Consider the following 12,240-nt stretch of genomic DNA (forward strand, 5'->3'; position numbering starts at 1 on the left):
TCCAGCCTGGTTTCTCCCCAATCCCTTCCGTGCAAACCACTCCCGCTGCCGCGCTGCGACCCATAGAAGACGCCTACCCGCTTACCCGGATGCAACAGGCGCTGCTCATGCGTTGCCTGGCCTATCCGGATCAGCCGCTGTATATGGGGCAATGGTGGGCTGTGCTGGAAGGCCCCCTGGACGCCGCCGCCTTGGCCGATGCCTGGCAACACGTTGTGGGCCGCCACACCGCCTTGCGCAGCGGTTTTCATTGGGATCTGAAAGATCATCCATTCCAGGTGGTGCACCGTCAGGCCGCACTTGCCGTGACGCATCTTGACTGGGCTTCGCACGCCGACTGGCGGCCCCGTCTGGACGACTATCTGGCCCAGGACAGGGCGCGCCCTTTCGATATCCGCAAACCGCCCCTGATGCGCATGGCATTGCTGCGTCTGACGCCCGAGCGACACGTACTCGTATGGACGCGTCATCACCTGACGGTGGACGGCTGGTCGCTGGGTATTCTTCTTGATGAGGTCTTTGCGCTGTACCGTTCGGGCATTGCCGGAACGGCGCCTTCCCTTGCTCCGGCGCCGGCCTATCGCCGTTATGTCGACTGGGAAAAATCCCGTGATCCGGCTGCGGCCATCGAGCACTGGAGCGATGTGCTGGCTGCTATGCCGCAGAACGGCGATTCTGCCAACGGCGCCGTCCTTGTGTCGAGCACGGATGCGGACAGCCCCAAAATTCGTGCCCATCGGATCGACCTGTCCGCAACGCTGGCGAATCAGCTCGAGGATTTCGCCCGGGTCGCCCACGTTACCGTCAATACCTTGGTGCAAGCCGCATGGGCCTTGGTGCAGGCCCGCTTGCAAGACAGCGGCACAGTCATTTTCGGCGCGGTCGAAGCCTTGCGCCCGTCGGATGCCGACAGCGGCGAACTGGCCGGGCTGGTCGGCATCCAGATACAGATACAGCCCGTTATTGCTCGGGTGGATGAGCGTCCCCTGAGCGATTGGCTGAAGGCTTTGCAAAATCAGGCGGCATCCGCCCGTGCCGCCGGTTCCATCGGCATGGACGATCTGCGCGCCTTGCTGGGCATGGCGCCCGGCGTCCTGCCCTTCGACAGCCTGGTGGGGTTTCAGAACTATCCGCTGGACGAAGAGGGCGCTTTGGCCGGCACCGGACTGGCCCTGGCCGAAACCGGCGATGTGACCTTGCCCGACATGCCGCTGAACCTGATGGTGGAGCGCCACGGCGGCGGCCTGGCCGTGCACCTGATGGTGGACGAACGCCATGTCGCGCCCGCCGAGGCCGCGCTGCGGATGGATATGCTGGCCCATACCCTGGGCGTTTTGCCGGCATCGGCCGACCGTCCCGTCGATCGTATCGACGCGGTGCCGCCGGCCATCGCAAAGGCGCAACTGGATGGCAGCCTGGGGATGCCTCAGGCGCTGCGCCCCGAAACCACGGTTATCAGCGACATCCTGCGCCATGCCATCGAGCAGCCCGAAATGCCGGCCTTGGTGCACGGCACTGAACAAATCACTTATGCCGCCTTGCTGGGCGCCGCCGCGCAGATTGCCCTGCGCCTGCGTGCCGCCGGCATAGCCAGCGGCCATCGCGTCGCCATCCACTTGGAACGCAGCCCCCTGGGCATAGCCGCCATCCTGGGTACCCTGATGTCCGGCGCAGCCTATGTGCCGCTGGATCTGAATTCACCGGCCGAGCGCAAGCGCTATATTGTGTCGCAGGCTCAGGCGGCTGCCGTGATTGCCATCGGGCAGCCTGACTTTGCCTGCGCTATCCTGGTCGACGTGCAAGACCTTGCCGGTTTTTCCGCAGAGGCTGCAAGCCTGACCCTGCCGGACGTGGCGGCGGCCGGTATGCCGGGCGGGGCGGACGAGGCCTATGTCATCTTTACATCGGGCTCGACCGGACGTCCCAAGGGCGTATCCGTGACCCACGATAATCTGGCCTATCACGTCGCCGCCCGGGTTGCGGCGTATCCCGACAGGCCCAATCGCCGCCTGCTGCTGACCTTCCCCTTGATCTTCGATGGCTCGGTCACCGGCATCTTCGGCACGCTTGCCACGGGCGGCACGCTGGTATTGCCGCGCGCCATCGAGGCCAATGACCCGGATCGCCTGGCCGCGCTGATACGCAGCGCGGCCGTAAGCCAGACCATCATGATTCCATCGCAATGGAGCCTGGTCCTGTCCGCCGGCGAGGCGGCTGATTTCGCAACGCTGCAACTGGCGGTGGTGGCCGGCGAGGCATGCCCGCGGGATCTGGTCGAACGCCATTGCGCAAAGCTGCGCCATGTTGCACTGGCCAATGAATACGGCCCCACCGAAACCACGGTCTGGGCCACCTGGCAGGCATGCCTGCCGGGCGTCGTCGGCCCCGTACCTATAGGGCGCCCCATTCCCGGCACGCGGACGTATGTGGTCGACAGCCGCAATCGCTTGTGCCCCGCGGGCGTGCCTGGCGAACTCTGGATCGCCGGACCTGGCGTTGCGCAAGGCTATGTGGGCCAGGCGGCGCTGACCGACGAGCGTTTCGTTCCCAATCCTTTCCACGACGATGCCGGCTATGGCATCGCCTACCGCAGCGGCGATCGCGTCGCCCTTGGGCATGACGGCAAGCTGCGCTTCCAGGGGCGCGAGGACGAGCAGGTAAAGATCAGCGGCTACCGCATCGAATTGGCCGAAATCGAAGCGCGGCTGCGTGACATGCCGGGTGTGGAAGAGGCCATCGTGCTGGCGCTTCGCCATGACGGCCAGGCGGCGGCGCAATTGATTGCGCATGTGGCGGGCATGCAGGTGCCCGGCAGCGAAGCGGTACTTCAGCATCTGCAAGGCGTGCTGCCCGCCTACATGGTGCCGCAGCATATCCTGCTTCACGAACAATTGCCGCATACATCCGCCGGCAAGGTGGACAGGCTGAAGCTGCCCGAACCGCAGCGCCTTCAAGCCGCGTCCGCGCCGCCCCAAGGCAAGATGGAGTGCGACATCGCCCTGATATGGCAGTCTGTGCTTGGCTGCCCCGTCATAGGCCGGCACGATAATTTCTTTTCCGTGGGAGGCCGATCGCTCGATGCCATGCAAATGGTTTCCCGGCTGCGCCGAGACCTGAAATTGGCCGTCGAACTGATCGACTTGTTCGAAGCGCCCGCTTTGTCCGATTTCGCCCAGCGGCTGGCGGGCCGCGAAGCCGGCCAGGAGTCCGGTCTGCGCAAGCGTGCGCGTACCCGTGTGGACCTGTCCGCCGGCGGGGTGCCGTCCGGCGCTGCGGAATGAGCAGCGGCTACATTGCTTCGGCAAGCTTCGCGCAGCAACAGTTGCGCTACCAGGATATGTTGCAGGCGGGAGGGTCCGAGTACGCCGTTCCCCTGGTCATTTCCATACACGGTAATCCTGATCTCGATTCCTTGCGCCGCGCGTTCGACGCGCTAGTCGAACGCCATGACGTGTTGCGTGCCGCACTGCCGCTCGTGGACGACGTCCCTGTGCTGGCGGTTGCCGACGACAGGCGTATCGAACTTGCACGCATCGGCAAGGCGGCGGGCGATTCGGCCGCCTGGCAGGGGGAAGTCACCGCAGCGGTCGCCTCCATGCTGGCCCAGCCTTTCGATATGGACAAGGGTCCTTTGCTGCGGGCGGCGCTGCTTGAACCTGCCCAAGGCTCGTATGCCGATTGCCCGATGGCCATGATTATCGTCCTGCATCATGCAATTGCCGATGGCGGGTCGCTGCCCATCATGCTGGACGATCTAGTTGCCGCTTACGATGGGGTTCAGCGAAATACGCCGCCCAATTGGGATGAACTGGCCTTGCAGTATCCGGACTACGCCGACTGGGAGCAGGATCGCTTCGGGGCGCCGGATGCGCCGGCGCTGGCCGATGCGCTGGACTACTGGCGTGGCGCGCTGGACCAGGCTCCCGCCATGCTGGATCTGCCTCTGGATCGCCGGCGGGGGAAAGGCGGGCCGCAAGCGGGCGCTACGGCAAGGTTGACCTTGCCGCGCGAAAAGGCGACGGTGCTGGAAGACTTGGCGCGGCAACGCGGAACCACGCCTTTTTTAGCCTTCCTGGCGGTTTTTTTTAGCGTCCTGCACCGCTGGAGCGGCCTGGAAGATCTGGTGGTGACTGTGCCGGTATCGAAGCGGACACGTCCTGAATTATCGCAACTGGTGGGCATGCTGGTCGATACCTTGCCGCTGCGTCTGGCCTGCGCATCCGACCTGAGCTTTACCCAGTTGCTGGACACGCTGCGGCATACATTCCACGAAGGTTTGCGGCATCGCGATGCGCCGTTTCAGCGTATTGTTCAGGCAATGGGCATCGAGCGCCGATCCGATGTGCCGCCGCTGATGCAGGTCCTGTTCGGCACACTGGAGGCCGGTACGCCGCCGCGGCGCGCTGCGGATGGCACGCTGTTCGGCATCATCGATGACCAGGCCGAGCAGGCCGCCAAGGCGGATCTCTCCTTCGTTTACCGTGCAGGCGGCGATGAACTGGAGCTATGGTGCCGTTACGATCCGTCGATATTCGAGGCCGCCACCATACAGCAGCTTCTGGAGTGGTTCGGCACCGTCATGGCGGCCGCCGCCGAGTCGCCGGACCGGCCGGTGGGCGAACTGCCTTTGATCGGGCCTGACATGGGCCGCGCCCTGATCGCCCGCTACAACACCCATCGGCAGGCTTATCCGCGCGATGCTTCCATCGCCGAGCTGTTCAACGAGATTGCAAGCGCCTTTCCGGATCACATCGCTATTGATGATCGCCGCCAGTGCATGAGCTATGCGGCGCTGGCACAGCAGTCCGCCCGCCTGGCCAGCGCCCTGGCGGCGGCCGGCGTCGGGCAGGGCGATGCCGTCATGCTGGCCCTGCCCCTGTCGGCTCGGTTCATTGTCCTGATGCTGGCCATCCTGCGTCTGGGCGCCATCTACGTGCCGCTGGATCCGGCGCATCCATCCGCTCATCGCGCACGGCTTGCCTCGTCCATCGGGGCGCGCGCGGTAATCATGGACAATGACGATGCCGGCAAGGAGTTTTCCAGCGACACGCTCAGTGCGGCAGCCTTGTTTGAATCCGCGGCTGCGCTGGAGCCGTTCGAGGACGGCAAGGTGGCTGCCGGCGCCGCAGCCTATGTGATGTTCACATCCGGATCGACCGGCGAACCCAAGGGGGTGGCCGTTCCGCAGCGCGCCGTCATTCGCCTGGTGCGCGACACCAACTATGCGCAATTCGGACCCGACACCCGCAGCGCCGTCTATTCCAATCCCGCCTTCGATGCGTCGACGCTGGAGCTTTGGGCGCCGCTGCTCAATGGCGGCACGGCTGTCGTTGTCGACAAGGAATCCGTACTCGATTGCGCAAGGCTGCGGCAGTTGCTGGAACGCGACCGCATCAACGTTTTTTGGGTGACCGCCGGCCTGTTCCAAGAATTGGCCGGCATCGACCCCGGCGTCTTTGCGGGCAATCGCCTGGTCATGACGGGCGGCGACGCCGTCAATGGCGATGCGGCGCGCGCCGTGCTGGCCGCCGGCGCCGGAACCGGACTGCGCCTGTTGAACTGTTACGGACCTACTGAAAACACCACCTTCAGCACTTTCTACGATCTATCTAAACTGGGCCCGGACAGCCTGGATGTTCCCATCGGCTCTCCGGTCGCCAACAGCACCGTCTACATACTGGATCGGCGCGGCCAGCCGCTGCCGCCCGGCGTCATCGGCGAGATCTATGTCGGGGGCGACGGCGTGGCCATCGGATATGCGGGCGACCCCGAGCGCACGGCGGCGGCTTTTTTGCCCGATCCTTACGACGACAGTTCCGGCGCGCGGATGTATCGTACCGGCGACCATGGCCGCTGGCGGCCCGATGGCACTGTGCTTTTTGCCGGCCGCGCCGACGACCAGATCAAGCTGCGGGGTTTTCGCATCGAGCTGGCAGAGGTGGCCGCCGCCTTGGGACGGCATCCCGAACTGCGCGCCGTCCACGTGGCGGCGCCCCGACACAATGGCGGCGACCGTCAACTGGTCGCCTATGTCGTGCCCGTTTCGACGCCGCCCGCCTCGGCGGATCTGCGCCGGTTCCTAGAAGGCCTGTTGCCGGCCCATATGCTGCCTCATGCCTATGTCGTCCTGGATGCCCTGCCGCTGAATGCCAATGGCAAGGTGGATCGCAAGGCGCTGCCCGCGGTTCAGGACCAGCACCTGGATGGGGCCGCCGAAAGGGCGCTTCCCCGCAGCGAGGAAGAGGGCATATTGCATGACATCTGGACGGCGCTCCTTGGGCTGGAGGGCGTGGGCATCGACGACAATTTCTTTCATGTCGGCGGGGACTCCATCACCGCGATACGCATGGCGGCGCGTGCGACGGCGGCCGGCTTGCCCCTGGCTCCCACTGATGTATTCCAGTTGCAAACCATCAGGCTGCTGGCCGAGTCGGCGGCCGGGGCGCGCGCCCGCACGCGGCGCATCGCCAGTGAACAGATTTTCGATGCCGAACTGGTTCCGGCATCGCCTCATGGCGGCGCTGGCCGGGCATTTCTGCTGGCCAGCCTACGGCTGGCGCGGCCTGTAACGGTGCTGGAACTGGCGCTGGCCATGCAGCGTCTGGCCGAACGCCACGAAGCGTTGCGCTTGCGCTGGGTGCGGGATGGCGAAGCCCAGCGTGTGGAGATCATGGCATACACCGCGCGCCTGCCCATACGTACGATAGAAGTGCCGGGCCTGCCCGATGCGCAGTTGCAGGGCTGGGTGGATCAGCATGCGGAACGCCTGGGACGGGGGCTGCAGCTTGAAACCGGCGTGGTGGTCGCTTCTACTCTGATCGACCGTCAGTCGAACGCGGGCGGCGTGGTCGTGCTGGCGCTGCATCGGGCTGTCGCCGATGAAAGAACGGCGGCGCTTGTTCTTGGGGATCTGGAAGAAGCCTTGACCTTAGGCTCGATGCCCACGGCTGCGGGCGAACAGGCGGGCGGGCTGGGCGCCTGGCTGGACTGCTTGCGGATGCAAGCCGATGCGCAGGCGGCCGGCCCCGGCTTGGCCGCGCTCGAAGCCGCCGCGCAAAGCGCGAGCGCCGAACTGCTGGCCGTCGGCGAGCCGGAAGACCGGGACACAGTGGTGGCCGATTGCCTGCTTGACTACGCCACCACAGAGGCTTTGATCGATCTTGCAGCAAACCGGTTGATGACCTCGCCGCTGGACCTGTTGTGCACCGCGCTTGCCGAAGCAGCCGCGACGTCTTGCCAGGAAAAAAACCTGCTGATCGAAGCGATTGATACAGAACGCCGGTCATCTCGGGGTAGGCCAAAAACAGATGGCTTGGCCGGTAATCTGGAGTGCGTGCTGCCCGTCGCGGCCCCGACCGGGCCCATGGCGATTCAGGACCGCTTGCGGGCCGTCAAGGTGGCCAGGCAGGCCGTCGAGCCGGCGGGGCCCGTCTTTCGTGTTCTGGCTCACACTTTCGACCTGCCCATGGCCGGCGTCGGGGTGGCCTGGTCCGCAGCCCAGGGTGCGGACAGCCGGGCAGCGCTGTATTCGCCGCCTGCATTCGGCCCCTCGGTGCGCGGCATGTTGCTGGCCGGTATCCGCGAAGGCCGGCTCCGCCTGGCCTGGGCCGGGCAAGAGCCGGCGGGCGGCGCAAGCGACCTGCTGCGGCGCATCGCCGCTATTCTGGAAACCCTCGCGTATACGGGCGGGCAGGCCGGCCCGCTGTACACGCCGGCCGATTTTCCGCTGGCCGGACTCAGCGAAAGCGAACTGCAAACCCTGTTGGCCGGCGCCCGCGATGTCCAGGACATCTATCCCTTGTCGCCCATGCAGGAGGCGATGCTGGTGCATACCCTGGCGGCGGGCCGGTCGGAGGTCAACTTCGAACAAAGCTGCATGCGCATACGCGGCGCACTGGACCACGATGCCTTGGCCCATGCCTGGCAAACCGTTCTTGACCGCCATGATGTGCTGCGCACCGCCTTCCATTGGCGGGGCCTGGCACGCCCCATGCAGGTCGTCCACCGACGGGTCGGCCTGCCGCTGGAAGCCCATAACTGGCCCCGGTTCGATCCATCGCGCTTGGACGATTTCCTGGCGGCGGATCGTGCGCGCGGCTTCGAGCTGTCGGCGGCGCCCTTGCTAAGGCTGCACGTCATACAGACCGCCAGCGACGAACTGTACTTGATATCCAGCTTTCATCATCTGCTGGTCGATGGCTGGTGCTTGGGGCGGATTGAGCGTGAAGTGCGCGCCGCCTACGAAAGCTTCCGCAGCGGGCGGCCGGCCCTGCTGGATCAACCCGCCGCGTACAAGAGCTATATAGATTGGCTGTCGCACAACGACAGCACGGCCAGCCGCCGCTTTTTTGCCGACGCACTGAGCGATCTGCCGATGCGCCGTCGCCTGCGTGCGCCGGCCCGCATGGCCGCCAGCGGCTACATCACCACCAAGCTGACCTTGTCCAGATCAGCCACTCGCGCCCTTGTGGCATTCACCCGCCGGCGTGGATTGACGCTGGCGGCCGCCATGCACTTCGCCTGGGCTGTCTGGCTGGCAGGCCGCCTGGATTGCCAGGACGTGGTCTTCGGCACAACGGTCAGCGGACGGCCCGCTGGAGTGGCCGGGGTGGAAAGCATCGTCGGCCTGTTCATCAACAACCTGCCTGTTCGGTTTCGCCTGGATGACCATGCGACAGTGGGCGACGGTCTTGCGCAACTGCATGGATTGCTGGGCGAACTGCAACAACATGCCTATTTGTCGCCCGCCGAGATCGCCGAAGCGGTCAACGCCTCCGCCGGAACCTTGTTCGATACCTTGGTCGTCGTCGAGAACCTGGCGTCCGGAACCAGCGCCTGGGCCGGCGCCGAAGGACTGACGGTGGAGACGGTGCAGTCGCGCTTGAAGACGGCGTACGACCTGACCTTTGTTGCGGTTCCGGGCGACGCCATGGTGTTGTCGCTGGTGCAGCCCATTGACGATCGCAAGCCCGAAGACGGTCAGGCGGCCCTGGAGGCCCTTGCCGCCATCCTGACAGCCATGCCGGATGCCGCGGACCAACCCCTGGCCATGCTGCCTCGCCCGGTTTCCTTGCCGCTTGCGGACATGGCGCCAAGGCCCGCCACAGGTGGCTTGCGCCTGTCGACGCGTCCGCGCAGCACGCTGGAAGCGCGTATCGCCGCTATCGTGACCGACCTCGTTCCAGGCCTGTCCGAAACCGGCTCCGCCGTGGATTGCGGCCTGGATACGGACTTCTGGCAACTGGGGCTGACCTCGCTCGAGCTGACCCAGCTTGCCCTTAGACTGGGGGCGGCGCTGGATAGGCCTGTGCCGATTTCCTTGCTGCTTGAGCATCGGACCATCGCCTCCCTGGCGGCGGCCATCCAGAAGGGGCAAGTCTGGTCGCCTATCGTTGTAATGAGCGATAAGCGGGAGCAGGAAGGCAAGCGGGAACCTTTCATCTGCGTGCACCCCATCGCGGGAGATGTCAGCGTCTTCCTGGACCTGGCACGCGCCATGCCGCCGAGGATTCCATTCTGGGCGCTCCAGGCGCCCGGGCTCGAAGAGGGTCAAGAGCCGCTACCTACCGTTCAAGCCCTGGCCGAGGCCAATCTGCATGCCCTGGCCGCGCGCGGCCAGCCGGCGCCCCGCTGGATAGGCGGCTATTCTTTCGGCGGCATGGTGGCGTTCGAGATGGCGCGCCAACTGGCGGCGCAAGGGCGCATGCCGGAGCGTGTCCTCATCCTGGATACCCCCGCACCCTTGCCGCGGGTATCCATCCTGAATGCCGATCCCGATCATGCGCAGGCCGAGTGGCTGCTGCGGATGGTCGATGTGCGGGCGCGCTTTCAAGGCAGGCAGACGCCGCTGGAACTGGGCGAGCTGCTGGCCTTGCCCGCCGAGCAACGCTTCGACCTGGCGTTGGCGCGTTCGCATGCGGCCGGCCTGGTGCCGTCGGCCGCCACGGCGTCATGGCTGCGGCGCGCCCATCATTGCAGCCTTGTGCAATATGAGGCCTACTTGGCCTACCAGCCCGTATCGTCCAGTTGCCGGGATCTGCCATTGGCGATAGTCAGGGCGGCCCAGCCGCTTGCGAGCGACCTGGGCGACCAGGAAAATGCCCAATTGGCCTTGCCGGCCATGGGATGGCAGGACTATACGGACATGGTCATCGCCGTGCATTATGTCGAGGGCGACCATGTCAGCATGCTGGGCCAGGATACCGCCGATCAGGTGGCCCAGGCCATCAGTCATCTATTGCCGGACGATCAATCCTTGGAGCGCAAGGCCAGGGCGGCGGAATAATCGCTGGGCGCCGGCAGTGCAAACACATTGCAGCGGCCGAACCCCTTGGCCTGCAACGTTTGCACTGCTGCGCCATGGCCGTTCGCAGCCTGCGCCGCCAGGCCTGTTTCCAGCATCTTGAAATCCAGTTGCAGGCCTTGCCCCACGGCCTTGGACACGGCTTCCTTGGCCGTCCAGGCGGCGAAGAACGCCTTGACGCATTCTTCGCCATCCAGGGATTCCCAGCGTTGTGCCTCCGATGGAGATAGAATCTGCGCCGCGAGGCCGGCCAAGTCGTTTCTAGGGCGCATGTGTTCAATGTCCACACCTACTTCGGTTCCATGTGCGATGGCGATCAAGGCATAGTCGCCGGAATGCGCCACATTGAAATGCGTATCGCTGATGTTGTCCGCCAGGGCAGGCTTCAGGAATTCGCCATAGTTGAATTGGATGTCGCGGGGGCTCTTGCCTAGTTCTTGGCCGAGCAGAAGCCGCAACAACGCCCGGACCTGTACGAAGACGTCGCGCGCGCGCCGCAGCAGGAAGGAGTCGGCCCGCTGTTGCTCTTGCGGTGACAGAAGAGCGTGGCAAGCAGTCAGGGTTTCGGAATCGACGGTCATGCGCCACTGCCAGACTTGGCAAGGGCCTGGCGGGATAGGGTCGTATGCGGTATCGAGTCGGACTTGGCCATTGGTTAGCCCGATACGCAATGTGAGTACGGTTGCTGCGGCGGTGACGGACGCTTTGTCGTCGAGTGCGGCAGTGCTCAGGGAGAGAGGTAGCACAAGCGCTTATTATTTATGCGTGAGCAGCTTCTTGAATGGCGCCTGCCACCCACTGGTTAAGGCTTTCTCCATTGGCTGCCGCGGCAATGGCGGCGGCATGGTGGACTTCGGGAGCAACTCGCAAGACGAATTTCCCTGAAAAACTCTTGTGCGGCTCAATACCGCGCTTGGCACATTCGTCCATGAAGGCATTAAGCGAAAGTTCGCCCTCGTGACGCAAGCCGGCAACATCGGGCGCATAAAAATCAGCGCCGCCGTTCAAGCCGACAAATTCCCCCCGGAACATTTCAATATCCGGATCGTAGGTAATAACGGCCTGTTGGCCGTCAATAGTCATCACGTTCTTCATGGTTTCACTCCGTTTTCTCCCAACTGGTGGTTGGCTTTCATAGGCCTAACAGTACTAAAAATTAGTACTGTTAACAAGAAACTTATTTCTACGCTCCGCATGCACACGGGGAATGCCTTCCTGGATGGGTGCAAACCAGAACCAGTCGGTGTAGTCTTCGGGAAGTTTAGATGACTAGGCTGCGCGAGGTGGGCAGTCTAGTATCGATTTTTAAATGTTGTCCCCTGTCAACGAGAAGGCGCTGAGTCCGTCGCTATCGACTTTAGACTTAAGGCTTTTGCCTTGAATCTAAAGTGCCAGACGCGGCGGTGTACTTAGGGGAGACGTGGATGAGCTAAGCGCCGAGTCTGCAAACTCCGCTGTGTATGTCATTACTCACTGGGTATGCCATCACGCCAGAATTGAATATGGCGGAATGACAGATTGTCTAGCCAATGCTTGATACGCTGTTTCTCTTGCGTAGGGTTACGGCGTTCGGGAATCACATTTGCCTTATAGAGGCGTAGCAGGTCCGCCAGGATGCTGGACTTAATTCGCTGGTATCCGACAGACGCGCCAGCCTCGATGGCCGCTTCAATCTTGCGGCCAAACGCCTCCGCATCGGCTTTACGATCAAAGGTGGAGCTGGTGCTTCGGCCACGGCGGCGCACCCAGACTCGATATGTGCCGTTAGCTTGTTTTTGGATATACATGTGTGTTGGAACCCCTAAAGCATGACGTTGGAGAAACGTCCGGTTCCTATTTTCGTGCACGGAATTTGCACGAAATGTCTGTTTGTGTCGTAGCAAAGAACACAAAAAGATATGCTGAAAAATCCTAAAAAAAAATAGCCAATTGATTTA

General features: G+C 63.8%; 5 protein-coding genes. 2 read left to right on the forward strand and 3 right to left on the reverse strand.

Annotated features, from left to right (window positions below; all coding sequences use genetic code 11):
• The first annotated feature begins 29 nt into the window (after positions 1–29).
• Positions 30–3,281, forward strand: coding sequence for an amino acid adenylation domain-containing protein (locus V0R37_RS12020; protein WP_420374749.1), 3,252 nt, complete (start codon positions 30–32; stop codon positions 3,279–3,281).
• Positions 3,278–10,285: a non-ribosomal peptide synthetase gene (locus V0R37_RS12025; RefSeq protein WP_420374750.1), complete on the forward strand. Its 7,008-nt coding sequence runs from the start codon at positions 3,278–3,280 to the stop codon at positions 10,283–10,285. The genes V0R37_RS12020 and V0R37_RS12025 overlap by 4 nt, the downstream gene beginning before the upstream one ends.
• Here V0R37_RS12025 and V0R37_RS12030 read toward each other — a convergent pair.
• From V0R37_RS12030 to V0R37_RS12040, 3 genes are all read right to left on the reverse strand, one after another.
• Positions 10,249–10,884 carry a 4'-phosphopantetheinyl transferase family protein gene (locus V0R37_RS12030; protein WP_420374751.1) on the reverse strand — a complete coding sequence of 212 codons (636 nt, stop codon included), beginning with the start codon at positions 10,882–10,884 and terminating at the stop codon, positions 10,249–10,251. The genes V0R37_RS12025 and V0R37_RS12030 overlap by 37 nt on opposite strands.
• Before the next feature lie 178 nt (positions 10,885–11,062).
• The gene (locus V0R37_RS12035; protein ID WP_420374752.1) at positions 11,063–11,398 is read right to left on the reverse strand and encodes a type II toxin-antitoxin system HicB family antitoxin; all 336 of its coding nucleotides are present in this window, start codon (positions 11,396–11,398) and stop codon (positions 11,063–11,065) included.
• Between the two features lie 371 nt (positions 11,399–11,769).
• On the reverse strand, positions 11,770–12,090 hold the full coding sequence (locus V0R37_RS12040) for a hypothetical protein (protein WP_420374753.1): 321 nt from the start codon (positions 12,088–12,090) through the stop codon (positions 11,770–11,772).
• Positions 12,091–12,240: the final 150 nt, after the last annotated feature.

This window comes from Pollutimonas rozaliensis (genome assembly GCF_048751585.1).
Taxonomy (GTDB): Bacteria; Pseudomonadota; Gammaproteobacteria; order Burkholderiales; family Burkholderiaceae_B.

Bases quoted from the DNA above. Each gene is read 5' to 3' on its own strand.
- V0R37_RS12025 (WP_420374750.1), top strand. From the start codon at position 3,278: ATGAGCAGCGGCTACATTGCTTCGGCAAGCTTCGCGCAGCAACAGTTG.
- V0R37_RS12030 (WP_420374751.1), bottom strand. From the start codon at position 10,884: ATGACCGTCGATTCCGAAACCCTGACTGCTTGCCACGCTCTTCTGTCA.
- V0R37_RS12035 (WP_420374752.1), bottom strand. From the start codon at position 11,398: ATGAAGAACGTGATGACTATTGACGGCCAACAGGCCGTTATTACCTAC.
- V0R37_RS12040 (WP_420374753.1), bottom strand. From the start codon at position 12,090: ATGTATATCCAAAAACAAGCTAACGGCACATATCGAGTCTGGGTGCGC.